The following is a 16,471-nucleotide window of genomic DNA, read 5'->3' as shown; positions in this document are numbered from 1 at the left end:
CCGTTGTGCATTCATGCGGGGCGCTGGGGCTCAGCACTCGTTCGACGGCGCCAGGCGCGCCTCCTGGCCGCCGTCGGGGTAGATCACGCGCACGCAGGCGCCAGGCTCCAGTCCCGGTGCCGCCGGTGCGTTGGCGGACACCATCGCGCCGTCCAGGGTGCGCACCTTGTACTGGAACAGGTCCACCTGCTGCACCGGCGCCGGCTTGCTGAACAGCCGGCTCAGGTCGAAGGCGAAGCCCACGCCCACGCCGCCGCCGCCGTGGCTGCCGCTCGCCGCACCCACGCCGACACTGGTACCGCCGCCGTAGTAGGAAGGCACCTGGGCCACGTCCAGGCGGGTCAGGAATACCCTTTCCGTGACGTGGCCAAGCTTGATGGTGGCGTTCACCGGGGTGACCTGCGGTGGCTGCGGCGTGCTGCCGCATGCGGCCAGCATCGGCAGCACGCCGCACAAGGTAAGGATGGCAAGCGGTTTCATGGCGAGATCAGGCCGGATTTGAGCCGGCCAAGCAGTCGGAACAAGGCGCGCCGGTCGGTCTCGGCCAGGCCCGAGAACAGTTGCCCGATCCAGTCCTCGTGCGCGCGCGCCATGCGCGAGAACGCGGCGCGCCCGGCCGGCGTCAGGCGGATCAGGTAGGCGCGCCGATCGGTGGGCAGGGCCTCGCGCGAGACCAGCCCTTCCTGCTGCAGCTGGTCGGTGATGCCCGTGACGTTGCCGCCGGTCACCATCATGCGGCGCGACAGTTCGCCCATCTTGAGCCCTTCGGGATGGCGGTCGAGCTGCGCCATCAGGTCGAAGCGGGGCAGGGTGCAGGCGAAGTCCTGGCGCAGCCGCGAGCGGATATCGGCTTCGATCAGGTTGGTGCAGGTCAGCAGCCGCAGCCACAGCCGCAGGGCCTCGTGCTCGGTGTGGTCGGCGCGGGTTTCGAGGTCGACCGGCGCGCTCTCGGCGCCGGCCGCAGGAGACAGGTTTGGCATCTTCGGTGCGGCCCGGAGTGGCAGGTGTGCGGCAAGCGCCGCCGGGGGGCCGCCCAACTTCAGGCGGCCGACATTTGATGCCTCAAGTATATGCGCGATGCGCGCCGTGGCCCTGCCGGCGATCAATTCAAGCCGATCCGGCCCAGTCCCGCCCAGTCCCGCCCAGTCCCGCATCAATCCACCTTGGCGCCCGAATCCTTGACCACCTTGGCCCATTTCGCGGTTTCGGCGCGGATGAAGGCGGCGAACTGCTCGGGCGTGTTGCCGACCGGCTCGGCGCCCTGTGCCTGCAGCCGCTCGCGCACCGCCGGGGCGCCCAGCGCCTTGGCCACTTCCTGATGGATGCGCTGGATCACGTCCGGCGGCGTGCCCGCCGGCGCCAGCATGCCGAACCACGAGCTGGCCTCGTACTGGGGCAGGCCTGCGGCCTGGGCGATGGTGGGCACGCCCGGCAGCGCCGGCGACGGCCGGGCGCTGGTAACGGCCAGCGCCTTGAGCTTGCCGCTCTTGATCAGCGCCATCGACGACGGCAGGTTGTCGAACATCACCTGCATGGTGCCCCCCGCCAGGTCGGTCAGCGCGGGACCGCTGCCCTTGTACGGGAAGTGCACCATGAAGGTCCGGGTTTGCGTCTTGAACAGCTCGCCGGCCAGGTGGATCGAGGTGCCGTTGCCGCTCGAGGCCATGTTGATCTTGCCGGGATTGGCGCGCGCATAGGCGATCAGGTCCTTGACGCTGTCGATCTTGTGCTGCTGCGCGAACGCCGGATTGAGCACCAGCACGTTGGGCACCGCCGCCACCTCGGTGATCGGCGCGAAGTCCTTGATCGGGTCGAACGGCAGCTTGCCATACAGCGACTGGTTGATGCCGTGGGTGCCGACCGTGCCCATCAGCAGCGTGTAGCCGTCTGGCGCGGCCTTGGCGACGATGTCGGCGCCGATATTGCCGCCGGCGCCGGGCTTGTTGTCGACCACCACGTTCCAGCCGGGCAGCTTGGCCAGCTCGGCCGCTACCGCGCGCGCCAGGATGTCGGTGGTGCCGCCGGCGGCGAAGGGCACCACCAGCCGGATCGGCTTGGCCGGATACGGGTCGGCGGCCAGCGCCGGCTGGCTGGCAAGCGCGCCGAGGCTGGCGGACAGCAGCAGCGCAACGACGCGCCGGCGAGTAGGTTGCATCTTGGTCTCCCTGGGATTGGCCGCGGCACCTGACGGCGGCATGGTCAGTGCATTCTAGTTGGCACCCGCGACGGAGCCGATGAGGTGATGCCCTATGGCGTATCGTGGGGCGCGGTCCTGCCAATGAAAAAAGGCACCCGGAGGTGCCTTTCCAGTTCGAGCTTGAACTGCTTAGAACTTGTGGCGGATGCCGATGGCCGCGCCAATCATCTTGTCTTCGCCGGTACCCAGGAAGTAACCGTTGGCGAAGCTGATTGCCGAGGTGTCGAAGTTCAGGCCGGCGTTCTTCGAGAAGGCAGCGGTCAGGTAGACGTCGGTGCGCTTGGACAGGTTGTAGTCGGCGACGAACGAGATCTGCCAGGGGTTCTTGATGTTGTTGGTGGCGCCGTTGGCGGCAAGGTTCAGGTTCTTGACGTCGTCGTAGAAGTAGGCGAGCGTCAGGCCCAGTGCCGGGCTGACCTGGTAGTTGGCGCCGACCCAGTAGTAGTTGTCCTTCAGGATGTTGTTGTCGTTGGCGGCCGTGTTCATGCCCCAGCGGTAGCCGGCCATCAGCTTGGCCGGGCCGAAGGCGTAGCTGGCGGCGACCGCGGCCTTCTTGAAGTCGCCGGTGCCGCCGGCGGCGTTCAGGGTCGGGTTGTACTGGTCGTAGGCCGCCGAAATGCCGAACGGGCCTGCCGCCCACGCCAGGCCGGCACCGTAGCCGGTGTCGCGGCGGAACTGGCCCGGCACCTCGCCGGCGCCGGCGACGCCGTTGCCGAACGACCAGTGGGCGATCGCCGTCACCGGACCGAACTTGCCGGTGTACTTGGCGGTATTGTCGGAGCGGAAGTTCAGGCCCAGTTGCGCCACCACCGGTTCATACTGGGTGGCATAGCCGGTCGGCGAGAAGTTGGCCATCATGTCGAACAGCGTGGTGTACTGGCGACCGAAGGTGAAGCGGCCGACCTGGGCACTTTCCAGGCCGACGTAAGCCTGACGGCCAAACAGTCGGCCGCCTTGCTGCGACCGGCCGTCATCGAGACCGAAACCGCTTTCGAGCACGAACAGCGCCTTCATGCCGCTGCCCAGGTCTTCCACGCCGCGCAGACCCCAACGCGAGCCGGACAGGCCGCCCGAAGTCAGCCGGAAGACGTTTTCAGCCGGGCCGACTGCCAGGCCGTTGGCGACCGACGGCGTAACGCTGGACATGTTGCTTACGTATTCGATGTTGGCATCGACCACACCGTACAGGGTCACGCTCGATTGGGCCTGCGCCGCCCCAGCAAATGCGCCAAGCGCTGCCAGCGCCAGAAGCGATTTCTTCATGCTCGTTGATCTCCACTGTAAGAATTATTGGTGACTGCGCGGGAGAACCTCCTGATGGTCTCCATCTCCCATGCGTCAAACTTCCTTGGAAGTTGCGAAGTACTGTAACAAACAACTTTTCGTTCACCATTGGGGCCCAACCCCTTGTCTTGTTTTAACAACTCAGGGTTTCTGAGTAGCCGGGCGTATCAACGCAAGGCGGGATGCGGGCTGGCGGCGATTAGAGGCAAGCTACAATACGGGTAATCCCGATGGCGCCCCGGCGTGCCGCGCCGCGGCCGCGCACCCCACCCTGGCAGGGGCTTGCCCGGACACCGATTCCAACCGCCTCTGCGACATGGACACCCTGATCAAAGAATTCGACGTGGCCCTGCGCGCCATTGCCGGCGCCACGCGCTCGGCGCGCGCCAACCCGGCTGACCGGCTGGCGCCGGACACCGAACAGATGAGCACCGAGGAGCGCCGCCATGTGGCCGGCCTGATGCGCATCAACCATGTCGGCGAGGTCTGCGCCCAGGCCCTGTACCAGGCGCAGAAGCTGACCGCGCGCAACGGCGCCGTGCGCGCGCAGATGGACGCCGCCGCGCGCGAAGAGGAAGACCACCTGGCCTGGTGCGCCGAGCGCCTGCGCGAGCTGGGCTCGCGTCCGAGCCTGCTCAATCCGCTCTGGTATGCCGGCGCCTTCGCCATCGGCTGGGTCGCCGGCCGCGCCGGCGATCGCGTCAGCCTCGGCTTCGTCGCCGAGACCGAGCGCCAGGTCGAGCACCACCTCGGCGGACACCTGGACCGCCTGCCCGAGTCCGACGGCCGCTCCCGCGCCATCCTCGAGCAGATGCGCGACGACGAGATCCGCCATGGCGATGCCGCGCGCGAGGCTGGCGGCATGCCCTTGCCCGCCCCGGTACGGGCGCTGATGCGCGGCGCCTCGCGCGTGATGACCACCGCCGCCTACCGCATCTGAGGTCGGCCGCCCGGGATCGGGCGTCTGCCGCCCAGCCCTGAATTCAGCAGGGCTGGCGAGCAATTGTTGTATCCTCGGGGCGCGCGCCGGGACAGGTCTTTTCCGCGCGGTCGGCAGTTCCTCCGCAAGTGGTTCTCAGGTGGTTTCTCTGCTTTCCTCCCTAAGATCTTCATTTCATTAAGGATTCACTTTTCCGGTGCGTGAGGTGTGCGCGCTAAGTCATTGTTCTGATTAAAAAAATCTCGTTTGCTGCCCCGCCTGCAGCCTTGACCGCCCATATCGCTTCCTCTAAAGTGGGAAATAGTGTGAGGAAGTGTATTTTTGTGTGAAATTGAGCCCCGGCCATGGGATGATTCTCACCATAGTCGGAACGGAAGGATTCACGCGCAGGCCGGCCGGCGAACCGTTCGCAGGACCGGCGTGGACCGGGAGCAAGCTTGTTTCAGGGAGCATCGGCGCTGTCGCTGGATGCCAAGGGGCGGATGTCGATTCCGTCGCGGCATCGCGAAGCGCTGCAACAGCAGGCCGAGGGCCGGGTGACGCTGACCAAGCACCCGGATGGCTGCCTGCTGCTGTTTCCCCGGCCCGAGTGGGAAAACTTCCGCACGCGCATTGCAGCGCTGCCGATGGATGCGCACTGGTGGAAGCGCATCTTCCTGGGCAACGCCGCCGACGTGGAAATGGACGGCGCGGGCCGGGTGCTGATCGCACCGGAGCTGCGCAGTGCCGCCATGCTCGACAAGGAAGTCATGCTGCTCGGCATGGGCAGCCATTTCGAAGTGTGGGATGCCGCAACCTACGCCGCCAAGGAACAGCAGGCGATGGCGCAGGGCATGCCCGAAGCATTGAAGAATTTCTCTTTCTGAAGAGCTCATGAGTCCTACCGGAACCCCGGCAACCCCCGCCTTGCAGCATCGCACCGTGCTGCTGGACGAGGCCGTCGACGCGCTGGTCTGGCGGCCCGACGGGGTGTATGTCGACGGCACCTTCGGCAGGGGAGGGCACAGCCGGGCGGTACTGGCCCGGCTGGGACCAGACGGGGCGCTGGTTGCGTTCGACAAGGACCCAGCAGCAATCGCAGAAGCGGGCACCATCAAGGATGCCCGCTTCTCCATTGAGCACGCGAGCTTTGCGGCCATGGCCGAGCGCCTGTCGGGGCGCGGCCATGTCGCCGGCGTGCTGCTCGACCTGGGGATCAGCTCGCCCCAGATCGATGAGGCGGCGAGGGGGTTTTCCTTTCGTTTCGAGGGCCCGCTGGACATGCGCATGGACACCACGCGCGGCATCACCGCCGCGCAGTGGCTGGCGCAGGCGGATGAGCAGGACATTGCCAGGGTGATACGAGACTATGGGGAAGAACGGTTTGCTGTACAGATTGCAAAGGCGATTGTTGCTCGCCGGAGCGAATCCGGCGATGGCGGACCCATCGCCACTACTGCCGACCTTGCCGCGCTCGTGGCGAAAGCCGTCAAAACACGCGAGAAGGGTCAGGACCCTGCGACCCGCACCTTTCAGGCTCTACGGATTCACGTCAATCAAGAGCTTGAGGACCTCGAAAGAGGGCTGAAGGCGGCTTATGACCTGCTGCAGGTAGGGGGACGCCTGGTGGTGATCAGCTTCCATTCGCTGGAGGACCGCATCGTCAAGCGGTTCATGGCGGCGCACGCCCGGCCCCAGCAGGATGCCGACCCGGCGCTGCGCCGCGCGCCGCTGCGCGCGGCCGACCTGCCGCAACCGACGCTGCGCCTGCTCGGCCGCTACAAGCCGGGCGCCGAAGAGGTGGCCGCCAACCCGCGCGCGCGCTCGGCGGTGATGCGGGTGGCCGAGAAGCTCGCGCCTGCTGTGTCGACCGCTGGCGGAGGTGCGCGCGCATGAACCGCCTGACCTTCTTCCTGCTGGCTGCGCTGATCCTGTGCGCGCTGTCGCTGGTGAGCGCGCAGCACCAGGCGCGCACGCTGTTCGTCGCGCTGGAGCGGGCCCAGGCGGAGGAAAGGCAGCTCGATATCGACTGGTCGCGCCTGCAATACCAGCAGAGCGCGCTGGGCAAGAGCGCGCGCATTGCCGATGCGGCGCGCGCGCAGCTGAAGATGGCGCCGGTCAACCCCGGCAAGACCCAGTACCTGTCCGGCATCGTGCTGCCACCGGCCCCGTCCGCGCCGGCCAGCGCAGCGGAGGCGCGCTGATGAGCATGGCCCGCCCCAATCCGCCCCGCCGTGACCGCAACGGCACCGCCTCGCGCCCGCGCAGCGGCCAGTTCGCCGCCAGCCCGGTGCTGGGCCTGCGCCTGCCGATGTGGCGTTCCAAGCTGGTGGTGTTCCTGATGTTCGCCGCGTTCGTCGCGCTGGCCGTGCGCGCCGCCTGGATCCAGGGGCCGGGCAACCAGTTCTACGAGGCCGAGGGCAAGAAGCGCTTCCAGCGCACTCTGGAGCTGCCCGCCACGCGTGGCAAGATCCTCGACCGCAACGGGCTGGTGCTGGCTACGAGCCTGCCGGTCAAGGCAATCTGGGCGGTGCCCGAGGACGTGCCCAACCAGGTCGAGGCCGGCAAGATCCGCCAGCTGGCCCGGCTGCTCGGCATGTCCGAGAAGGACCTGGGCAAGAAGCTGTCCGAGGACAAGGGCTTTGTCTACCTGAAGCGCCAAGTGCTGCCCGACGTCGCCGACAAGATCGCCGCGCTCAAGATCGACGGCATCCACCAGACCCGCGAATACAAGCGCTTCTACCCGGAAGGGGAGGCGATGGCGCATATCGTCGGCTTCACCAACGTCGAGGATCGCGGCCAGGAAGGAGTCGAGTTGGCGCGGGAGAGCGGGCTGGCCGGCCGTGCCGGCGCGCGCCAGGTGATCAAGGACCGGCTCGGCCGCGTGGTCGAGGACATCGGCGTGCTCAAGACCCCGCGCGACGGCGAGGACATCCAGCTGTCGATCGACGCCAAGATCCAGTACCTGGCCTACAACGAACTCAAGGCCGTGGTCGACAAGCACAAGGCCAAGGCCGCCAGCGCGGTGGTGCTCGACGCCCAGACCGGCGAGGTGCTGGCGCTGGCCAACTGGCCTACCTACAACCCCAACGACCGCACCCGGCTGTCGGGCGAGCAGCTGCGCAACCGCGTGCTGACCGACACCTTCGAGCCCGGCTCGATGATGAAGCCGATCACGGTGGGGCTGGCGCTGCAGCTCAAGCGCGTGTCGCCCTCGACGGTGATCGCCACCACCGGCAAGTACAACTTCGAAGGCGCCACCATCACCGATACCCACAACTATGGCGCGCTCACCGTCACCGGCGTGATCCAGAAGTCGTCCAACATCGGCACGACCAAGATCGCGATGATGATGAAGCCGCAGGAAATGTGGGACATGTACACCAGCATCGGGCTGGGGCAGGCGCCCAAGATCGGCTTCCCCGGCGCGGTCGCCGGGCGCGTGCGCCCGTACAAGAGCTGGCGCCCGATCGAGCAGGCCACCATGTCGTATGGCTACGGCCTGTCGGTGTCGCTGTTCCAGATGGCGCATGCCTACACCATCTTCGCGCATGACGGCGAACTGATCCCGGTGACGATGTTCCGCACCAACGGCCCAGCCACCGGCGAGCGCATCCTGTCGCCGCAGGTGGCGCGCGACGTGCGCGCGATGTTGGAGACCGTGACCGCGCCCGGCGGCACCGCGCCCGAGGCGCAGGTGATGGGCTACCGCGTCGGCGGCAAGACCGGCACCGCCTACAAGCATGAAGGACGCGGCTACAACCGCAGCAAGTACCGCGCTTCGTTCATCGGCCTGGCGCCGATGTCGAATCCGCGCATCATCGTCGCCGTCAGCGTGGACGAGCCCACCGCCGGCAGCCACTACGGCGGCCTGGTGGCCGGCCCCGCGTTCGCGGCCATCACCGGCGGCACGCTGCGCGCGCTGAACGTCCAGCCCGATTCGCCGATCCGTCAGCTGGTGGTCAGCGACAAGGTGCAGGAAAGCGAACCGTGGAGTTCGACCCAATGAGATCGACCCGATGACGGCCAAGCCCCTGCTCCCCCTCGAGGTCACCGCCCAGGCCAGCAACGCGCTGGCCTGGCTGCGTACCAACGTGGCCGCCGCGGCGCAGCTGAGCGGCGATACCCGGCGCCTGGCGCGTGGAGATGTGTTCTTCGCCTACGTGCTGGGCAACGACCGCCTCGCCACCGACGGCCGGCCCTATATCGCCCAGGCGATCGCCGCCGGCGCCGGCGCCGTGGTCTACGAGGCCGACGGCTTCGACTGGCCCTTCGGCGACGCCGTGCCGCATCTCGCCGTAAGCCGCCTGCACCAGCTGGCCGGCCCGATCGCCGCCGGCTGGCACGGCAACCCGGCACGCGGCCTGGCGGTGACCGGCATCACCGGCACCAACGGCAAGACCTCGTGCAGCCAGTGGCTGGCGCGCGTGCTGCAGGCCGCCGGCACGCGTTGCGCGGCCATCGGCACGCTCGGCACCGGCTTCCCGGACGCGCTGCAGGCCACCGGCTTCACCACCCCTGACGCGGTGCAGCTGCAGGCCAGCCTGGCCACGCTGCACGACGCCGGCGCGCGCGCCGTGGCGATGGAAGTGTCCTCGCACGGCCTCGAGCAGGAGCGCGTGGCCGGCACGCATTTCTCGGTGGCGGTGCTGACCAACCTGACCCAGGACCACCTCGATTACCACGGCTCGATGGCCGAGTACGAGGCCGCCAAGGCGCGCCTGTTCCGCTGGGACGGGCTGCGCACCGCGGTAATCAATCGCGACGACGGCATGGGCCAGCGCCTGCTGGCGGCCGATGCCGCCGCCGTGGCCGCGCCGCACGTGATCGAATACGGCATCGATGGCCCCGCCGGCGCCACGGTGCGCGGCCCGCGCGGCGCATGGCTGCGCGCCACCAAGGTGCGCGCCACCGCCACCGGCACCGCCTTCCATATCGACGGCAGCTTCGGCCACGCCGAGATGGCGACGCCGATGATCGGCGCCTTCAATGTCAGCAACCTGCTGGCGGTGCTGGGCGCGGCATTGGCCAACGGCGTGGCGTGGGACGCGGCGATTGCCGCGCTGCGCGCGCTCGCGCCGGTGGAAGGCCGCATGGAGCTGTTCGGTGCCGGCAGCGGCCACGACGCCGCGCAGGCGCCGCTGGCCGTGGTCGACTACGCCCACACCCCCGACGCGCTCGAGCAGACCCTGGCCGCACTGCGCCCGGTGGCGCAGGCGCGCAACGGCCGCCTGTGGTGCGTGTTCGGCTGCGGCGGCGACCGCGATCCGATCAAGCGCCCGCTGATGGGCGCCGTGGCCGAGCGCCTGGCCGACGAAGTCGTACTGACCAGCGACAACCCGCGCAGCGAAGACCCGCAGGAGATCCTCGACGCGATTGCCGACGGCATGGCCGAGCGCGCGCGCGGGCGCCAGATCGAAGACCGCGCCGCCGCCATCCTCTATGCCGTGCGGCACGCCGCGCCGGCCGACGTGGTGCTGGTGGCGGGCAAGGGCCACGAGGCCACCCAGGAGATCCAGGGCCGCAAGCGGCCGTTCTCGGATCGCGAACACGTACGGCTGGCACTGGCCACGCGCGGAGTATCGGCATGAGCCAGACCACCATGACCACCTTGCAGCTAGCCGCCGGCTGGATCGCCGGCGCGCGCATTTGCGGCGACGGCGCCGTGCCGTTCAGGCGGGTGCATACCGACAGCCGCAGCGTCGAGCCCGGCGACCTGTTCGTGGCGCTGCGCGGCGAGCGCTTCGACGCGCACGACTTCATTGCCGACGTGGTCGCGCGCGGCGCCGCCGCGGTGCTGGTGAGCCGCGAAGTCGATGCCGGGGTGCCGGCCATCGTCGCGCCGGACACGCGCATTGCGCTGGGCCAACTCGGTGCCGGCTGGCGCCGCCAGTTCACGGTGCCGGCGGTGGCGGTGACCGGCAGCAATGGCAAGACCACGGTCAAGGAAATGATCGCGGCGATCTTTGCCGCCGCCGTCGGCGAGGACCAGCGCCTGGCCACCGGCGGCAACCTGAACAACGATATCGGCCTGCCCCTGACGGTGCTGCGCCTGCGCGCCACGCACAAGCTGGCGGTGCTGGAGCTCGGCATGAACCATCCGGGCGAGACCGTCTACCTGGCCGGCATTGCCCAGCCCACCGTGGCGGTGATCACCAACGCCCAGCGCGAGCACCAGGAGTTCATGGTCAGCGTGGAAGCCGTGGCGCACGAGCATGCCGCCGCGATCGCGGCGCTGCCGGCCGACGGCGTCGCGGTGTTCCCGCTCGACGCGCAAAGCGGCGGCGCCTACGCCCCGGTGTGGCGTGCGGCCGCGGGAGCGCGCCAGGCGCTGTCGTTCGGTACCTCGCAGCAGGCCGACGTGCATGCCACCGTGGAGCTGGTCGACGGCGTGCAGGTGATGCAGGTGCGCGCGCCGGGCCATGCCTTCGAGGTGCGGCTGGCGCTGCTGGGCGAGCACAACGTGCGCAACGCGCTGGCGGCGATCGCCTGCGCGCTCGCCGCGGGCGTGCACGTGCCGGCGATCCAGGCGGGCCTGGCCGGGTTCAAGCCCGTGAAGGGGCGGCTGCAGGTCAAGTACACGCCGGCCGGCACGGTGGTGATCGATGACACCTATAACGCCAACCCCGACTCGATGCGCGCCGCCATCGACGTGCTTGCCGGCTTTGCCGCGCCGCGCGTGCTGGTGCTGGGCGACATGGGCGAGGTGGGCGACCAGGGGCCGGCGTTCCATGAAGAAATCGGGGCCTACGCCCTGGCGCGCGGCATCGACGTGCTGTGGGCCACCGGCGATCTGGCGCTGCACGCGGTGCAGGCGTTCGGCGCGAACGGCCGCCATTTCGGCAGTGCGCAAGATCTGGCCAAGGCCTTGGAGGAAGACAGCGGGGGCATGGTGGCGCAAGCGGGCGCCGTGCTGGTGAAGGGATCGCGCTTCATGCGCATGGAACGGATGGTCGCGGCGCTGGTCGCAGACACTTCCGCACATTAAATAAGACAACACGATGTTATTGGCTCTGGCCCAGTGGCTGCAAAACGACTACAGCTTCCTCCGGGTCGTCAACTACCTGACTTTCCGCGCGGTGATGGCCAACGTCACCGCGCTGGTGATCGGCCTGGCGTTCGGGCCGTGGGTGATCCGCAAGCTGACCGAGCTGAAGGTCGGCCAGGCGGTGCGCACCATCGGCCCGCAGACGCACCTGGTCAAGTCCGGCACGCCCACCATGGGCGGCGTGCTGGTGCTGGTGTCGATCGCGGTATCGACGCTGCTGTGGTGCGACTGGGGCAACCGCTTTATCTGGGTGGTGATGCTGGTCACCTTCGGCTATGGCGCGATCGGCTGGGTCGACGACTACCGCAAGGTGGTGTATCGCGACCCGCGCGGCATGTCGAGCCGCGAGAAGTTTTTCTGGCAGACCCTGATCGGCCTGGTGGCCGCGGTCTACCTGGCGTTCTCGGTGTCCGAGAGCAGCAACGTGCGGGTCTGGGAGTTGTTCCTGAACTGGGTCGAGGGCGGGCTGTCGCTGGACATGCCGTACAAGTCCAACCTGATCGTGCCCTTCTTCAAGGAGATCAGCTATCCGCTGGGCGTGGCCGGCTTTATCGTGCTGACCTACCTGGTGATCGTGGGCTCGAGCAACGCCGTCAACCTGACCGACGGCCTGGACGGCCTGGTGATCATGCCGGTGGTGCTGGTCGGCGGCGGCCTGGGCGTGTTCGCCTACGTGATGGGCAATGCGGTCTACAGCAAGTACCTGCTGTTCCCGCATATCCCGGGCGCGGGCGAGCTGCTGATCTTCTGCTCGGCGCTGGGCGGGGCGGGGCTGGCGTTCCTCTGGTTCAACGCGCATCCGGCGCAGGTGTTCATGGGCGACGTGGGCGCGCTGGCGCTGGGCGGCGCGCTGGGCACGGTGGCGGTGATCGTGCGGCAGGAAATCGTGCTGTTCGTAATGGGCGGCATCTTCGTGGTGGAAACGCTGTCGGTGATGGCGCAGGTCACGTGGTTCAAGATCACCAAGCGCCGCTATGGCGAAGGCCGGCGGCTGTTCCGCATGGCGCCGCTGCATCACCATTTCGAGCTGGGCGGCTGGAAGGAAACGCAGGTCACGGTGCGCTTCTGGATCATCACCATGTTGCTGGTGCTGATCGGGTTGTCGACGCTGAAGCTGCGTTGATGGTTGCGCCGGGGGCGAGGCCCGCGGCGCGCTTTATATAGATACAGGAAACCAAGGGCAGGAAATCGAAGTGTTTGGCGAGCTGCAAAAACCTCATGTGCTGGTACTGGGCCTCGGCGAGTCGGGGCTGGCCATGGCGCGCTGGTGTGGCCTGAACGGCTGCGCGGTGCGCGTGGCCGACACGCGCGAGGCGCCCGCCAACCTTGTGTTCCTGCAGGCCGAACTGACTTCGGCCGAGTTCGTCGGCGGCCCGTTCGCCGAGAGCCTGCTCGACGGCATCGGCCTGGTGGCGATCAGCCCCGGCCTGTCGCCGCTTGAGGCCGCCACCGGCGCGCTGCTGGCCGCGGCCCAGGCGCGCGGCATCCCGGTGTGGGGCGAGATCGAGCTGTTCGCGCGCGCGCTGCGCCACCTGGAAGCCGAGTCCGGCTATGCGCCCAAGCTGCTGGCGATCACCGGCACCAACGGCAAGACCACCACCACCGCGCTGACCGGCCGGCTGGTCGAGCGCGCCGGCAAGAGCGTGGCGGTGGCGGGCAATATCAGCCCGTCGGCGCTGGACAAGCTGTCGGCCTGCATCGCCTCGGCGACGCTGCCGGAGGTCTGGGTGCTGGAGCTGTCGAGCTTCCAGCTGGAAACCGCCCATACGCTGGCGCCGCATGCCGCTACCGTGCTCAACGTAACGCAGGACCACCTCGACTGGCACGGCTCGATGGAAGCCTATGCCGCGTCCAAGGCGCGCATCTTCGGTCCGGCCGGCCACGCGTGCGTGCAGGTGCTGAACCGCAACGACCGCCTGACGCTGGACATGGCCCGCCCCGGCGCCGCGCCGGTGACGTTCGGCATCGACCTGCCGGAAACGCCGGGCAGCTTCGGCATCCTGCGCGAGGGCGGCATGCCCTGGCTGGTGCTGGCCGAACCCGATTCGGAAGCGGAAGGGGAGGGCAAGCCGCGCCGCCGCAAGGCCGCCGAGGCCGCGCCGGAAGCGGTGCCGGTGCGCCACAAGCGCCTGATGCCGGCCGACGCGCTGCATATCCGCGGCATGCACAACGCCACCAACGCGATGGCCGCGCTGGCGCTGTGTCGTGCCATCGACCTGCCGCTGAACGCGCTGCTGCACGGCCTGCGCGAATACCGCGGCGAGCCGCACCGCGTCGAGTGGGTCGCCACCATCGACGACGTCGAGTATTTCGACGACAGCAAGGGCACCAACGTGGGCGCCACCGTGGCCGCGCTGTCGGGCCTGGACAAGCGCGTGGTGCTGATCGCCGGGGGCGAGGGCAAGGGGCAGGATTTCTCGCCGCTGGCCGCGCCGGTGGCGCAGTACGCGCGCGCGGTGGTGCTGATCGGCCGCGCCGCGGCTGAGCTGCGCGATGCGCTGCAGGGCAGCGGCGCCAGCCTGGTCGACGCCGCCACGCTGGAAGAAGCGGTGACACAGGCCGCCGCGCTGGCCCAGGCCGGCGACGCGGTGCTGCTGTCGCCCGCATGCGCCAGCCTCGACATGTTCCGCAACTACGTGCATCGCGCCGAGGTGTTCCGCGGCGCGGTGGAAGAACTGGCGCTGTCCCGGGGGATCCTGCCATGAGCGACGCACAGGTCAAGCGCAGCGGTTTTATCGGCGCCACCATCGGCAATGCCTGGGGTGGCCTGCGCGACGCGGTGTCGGGCGTCAAGCCGACCCGCTCGCGCATGATGGAGTACGACCAGCCCATGCTGTGGGTCTCGATCGTGCTGCTCGCGCTCGGCCTGGTGATGGTCTACTCGGCCTCGATCGCGCTGCCGGACTCGCCGCGCTACGCCAACTACCGCGAAAGCCACTTCCTGCTGCGCCACGCGTTCGCGCTGGGGATCGGGCTGTCGGTCGGGCTGGCCGCGTTCCAGGTGCCGGTCAAGGTATGGGACCGCTACGCGCCCAAGCTTTTTATCCTTGCCCTGATCCTGCTGGTGATCGTGCTGGTGCCGTTCGTGGGCAAGGGCGTGAACGGCGCGCGGCGCTGGATTCCGCTGGGCGTGATGAACTTCCAGCCGTCCGAACTGATGAAGCTGGCGGTGGTGCTGTATGCCGCCAACTACACCGTGCGCAAGCAGGAGTGGATGCAGACCGTGTCCAAGGGCTTCCTGCCGATGGGCGTGGCGGTGGTGGTGGTGGGCCTGCTGCTGCTGCTCGAGCCCGACATGGGCGCATTTCTGGTGATCGCCGCGGTGGCGATGGCCATCCTGTTCCTGGGCGGCATCAACGGCAAGCTCTTCGCCGGGCTGGTCGGGGTGGCGATCGGGGCGTTTGCGCTGCTGATCACCGCGTCACCGTGGCGGCGCGAGCGGATCTTCGCCTACCTGAACCCGTGGGAAGAGAGCAACGCGCTCGGCAAGGCCTACCAGCTGACGCACTCGCTGATCGCGTTCGGCCGTGGCGAATGGGCCGGCGTGGGGCTGGGCGGCAGCATCGAGAAGCTGCATTACCTGCCCGAGGCGCATACCGACTTCATCCTCGCCGTGATCGGCGAGGAATTCGGCTTTATCGGCGTGCTGGTGGTGATCGTGCTGTTCTACTGGCTGGTGCGGCGCGCCTTCAATATCGGCCGCACCGCGCTGCAGCTGGACCGCACCTTTGCGGGCCTGGTGGCCAAGGGCATCGGCGTGTGGATCGGCTGGCAGACCTTTATCAACATGGGCGTGAACCTGGGCCTGCTGCCGACCAAGGGGCTGACGCTGCCGCTGGTCAGCTATGGCGGCTCGGGCATCCTGATGAACTGCGTGGCGCTGGCGATTCTCCTTCGCATCGACTACGAGAACAGGGTCTTGATGCGCGGAGGAAAAGTATGACCGCACCCCGCACCCTGCTCGTGATGGCCGGAGGCACCGGGGGACATGTGTTCCCGGGGCTGGCGGTCGCGCACGCGTTGCGCGAGCAGGGCTGGAACATTGTCTGGCTGGGCAACCGCACCGGCATGGAAGCCACGCTGGTGCCCAAGCACGACATCCCGATGGAATTCATCCAGTTCGGCGGGCTGCGTGGCAAGGGGCTGGTGACCAAGTTCCTGCTGCCGCTGAACCTGCTGCGCGCGTTCTGGCAGAGCCTAGCCGCGCTGCGCCGGGTGCGTCCGAGCGTAGTGCTGGGCATGGGCGGCTATATCACCTTCCCGGCCGGCATGATGGCCTCGCTGCTGGGGCGGCCGCTGGTGCTGCACGAGCAGAACTCGATCGCCGGGCTGGCCAACAAGGTGCTGGCCAAGGTGGCCGACCGCGTGCTGTGCGCGTTCCCGGATACGCTCCCCGGCGGCGAATGGACCGGCAACCCGGTGCGCGAGGAACTGGCGCGCCTGGACGCGCCCGAGTCCCGCTACGACCAGCGCACCGGTCCGCTGCGCATCCTGGTGGTGGGCGGCAGCCTGGGCGCCGCGGCGCTGAACGAGGTGGTGCCGAAGGCCATTGCGCTGTTGCCGCAGGCTGAGCGCCCGGTGGTCACGCACCAGGCCGGCGCCAAGCAGATCGATACCCTGCGTGCCAACTACGCGGCCGCGCAGGTGCCGGCGCAGACGCTGCCGTTCATCGACGACATGGCGCGCGCCTATGCCGATGCCGACCTGGTGATCTGCCGCGCCGGCGCGATGACGGTGTCGGAGGTGGCCGCCGCAGGCGTGGCGGCGCTGTTCGTGCCGTTCCCGCACGCGGTGGACGACCACCAGACCACCAACGCACAGTTTTTGTCGAGCCAGGGCGCGGCCCTGCTCGTGCAGCAGCAAGACCTGACGGCCGAGGGCCTGGCGCACACCATTGCCAGCCTGACCCGGCCGCAGCTGAAAGACATGGCGCGCCTGGCGCGCGGACTGGCCAGGCCTGAGGCAACCCGGCGCGTCGCCGAGGTATGCAGCGAGCTGGCCAGGGACTGAAGTGAGCGAAGCA

Annotated in this window: 15 protein-coding genes; 11 read left to right on the top strand and 4 right to left on the bottom strand. The window is 68.6% G+C overall.

Annotated features, from left to right (window positions below):
- Positions 1-30 precede the first annotated feature (30 nt).
- The 4 genes from MKD50_RS23060 to MKD50_RS23045 all read right to left on the bottom strand — a co-directional run bounded on the left by MKD50_RS23060 (position 31) and on the right by MKD50_RS23045 (position 3,460).
- Positions 31-480, bottom strand: coding sequence for a hypothetical protein (locus MKD50_RS23060; RefSeq protein WP_115704919.1), 450 nt, complete (start codon positions 478-480; stop codon positions 31-33).
- Complete coding sequence (locus tag MKD50_RS23055) at positions 477-980, bottom strand: MarR family winged helix-turn-helix transcriptional regulator (RefSeq protein WP_062801825.1); 504 nt, start codon at positions 978-980, stop codon at positions 477-479. The genes MKD50_RS23060 and MKD50_RS23055 overlap by 4 nt, the downstream gene beginning before the upstream one ends.
- A 173-nt stretch (positions 981-1,153) precedes the next feature.
- Entirely contained in the window at positions 1,154-2,155 is a 1,002-nt protein-coding gene (locus MKD50_RS23050; RefSeq protein ID WP_115704917.1) for a Bug family tripartite tricarboxylate transporter substrate binding protein, read from the bottom strand.
- 171 nt (positions 2,156-2,326) lie between these two features.
- Complete coding sequence (locus MKD50_RS23045) at positions 2,327-3,460, bottom strand: porin (RefSeq protein WP_115704915.1); 1,134 nt, start codon at positions 3,458-3,460, stop codon at positions 2,327-2,329.
- A gap of 337 nt (positions 3,461-3,797) precedes the next feature.
- On the opposite strand from MKD50_RS23045, the gene coq7 reads away from it, so the two are divergent.
- The 11 genes from coq7 (at position 3,798) to murG (ending at position 16,458) form a co-directional block, all read left to right on the top strand.
- The gene (gene coq7 / locus MKD50_RS23040; protein ID WP_252668795.1) at positions 3,798-4,421 is read left to right on the top strand and encodes a 2-polyprenyl-3-methyl-6-methoxy-1,4-benzoquinone monooxygenase; all 624 of its coding nucleotides are present in this window, start codon (positions 3,798-3,800) and stop codon (positions 4,419-4,421) included.
- Positions 4,422-4,858: 437 nt separating this feature from the next.
- Positions 4,859-5,287 carry a division/cell wall cluster transcriptional repressor MraZ gene (gene mraZ, locus MKD50_RS23035; RefSeq protein WP_018006227.1) on the top strand — a complete coding sequence of 143 codons (429 nt, stop codon included), beginning with the start codon at positions 4,859-4,861 and terminating at the stop codon, positions 5,285-5,287.
- A gap of 7 nt (positions 5,288-5,294) precedes the next feature.
- Entirely contained in the window at positions 5,295-6,296 is a 1,002-nt protein-coding gene (gene rsmH, locus MKD50_RS23030) for a 16S rRNA (cytosine(1402)-N(4))-methyltransferase RsmH (protein ID WP_252668793.1), read from the top strand.
- Positions 6,293-6,604: a cell division protein FtsL gene (gene ftsL / locus MKD50_RS23025; RefSeq protein ID WP_018006229.1), complete on the top strand. Its 312-nt coding sequence runs from the start codon at positions 6,293-6,295 to the stop codon at positions 6,602-6,604. The genes rsmH and ftsL overlap by 4 nt, the downstream gene beginning before the upstream one ends.
- Complete coding sequence (locus tag MKD50_RS23020) at positions 6,604-8,409, top strand: peptidoglycan D,D-transpeptidase FtsI family protein (protein WP_115704909.1); 1,806 nt, start codon at positions 6,604-6,606, stop codon at positions 8,407-8,409. The genes ftsL and MKD50_RS23020 overlap by 1 nt, the downstream gene beginning before the upstream one ends.
- Before the next feature lie 10 nt (positions 8,410-8,419).
- Positions 8,420-9,991: a UDP-N-acetylmuramoyl-L-alanyl-D-glutamate--2,6-diaminopimelate ligase gene (locus MKD50_RS23015; RefSeq protein ID WP_240072676.1), complete on the top strand. Its 1,572-nt coding sequence runs from the start codon at positions 8,420-8,422 to the stop codon at positions 9,989-9,991.
- Positions 9,988-11,388: a UDP-N-acetylmuramoyl-tripeptide--D-alanyl-D-alanine ligase gene (locus MKD50_RS23010; protein ID WP_252668791.1), complete on the top strand. Its 1,401-nt coding sequence runs from the start codon at positions 9,988-9,990 to the stop codon at positions 11,386-11,388. The genes MKD50_RS23015 and MKD50_RS23010 overlap by 4 nt, the downstream gene beginning before the upstream one ends.
- A 13-nt stretch (positions 11,389-11,401) precedes the next feature.
- Positions 11,402-12,571, top strand: a complete 1,170-nt coding sequence (gene mraY / locus MKD50_RS23005) for a phospho-N-acetylmuramoyl-pentapeptide-transferase (RefSeq protein WP_012353957.1) — start codon at positions 11,402-11,404, stop codon at positions 12,569-12,571.
- Positions 12,572-12,641: 70 nt separating this feature from the next.
- On the top strand, positions 12,642-14,153 hold the full coding sequence (gene murD, locus MKD50_RS23000) for a UDP-N-acetylmuramoyl-L-alanine--D-glutamate ligase (RefSeq protein WP_252668789.1): 1,512 nt from the start codon (positions 12,642-12,644) through the stop codon (positions 14,151-14,153).
- Complete coding sequence (ftsW, locus tag MKD50_RS22995) at positions 14,150-15,391, top strand: putative lipid II flippase FtsW (protein WP_115704901.1); 1,242 nt, start codon at positions 14,150-14,152, stop codon at positions 15,389-15,391. The genes murD and ftsW overlap by 4 nt, the downstream gene beginning before the upstream one ends.
- Positions 15,388-16,458: an undecaprenyldiphospho-muramoylpentapeptide beta-N-acetylglucosaminyltransferase gene (gene murG / locus MKD50_RS22990; RefSeq protein WP_115704899.1), complete on the top strand. Its 1,071-nt coding sequence runs from the start codon at positions 15,388-15,390 to the stop codon at positions 16,456-16,458. The genes ftsW and murG overlap by 4 nt, the downstream gene beginning before the upstream one ends.
- The last annotated feature ends 13 nt before the right edge of the window (positions 16,459-16,471 follow it).

The organism is Cupriavidus mimosae, from assembly GCF_023952485.1.
In the GTDB taxonomy this organism is placed as follows: Bacteria; Pseudomonadota; Gammaproteobacteria; order Burkholderiales; family Burkholderiaceae; genus Cupriavidus; species Cupriavidus taiwanensis_C.
This window is presented reverse-complemented; position numbering and strand designations above follow the sequence as displayed.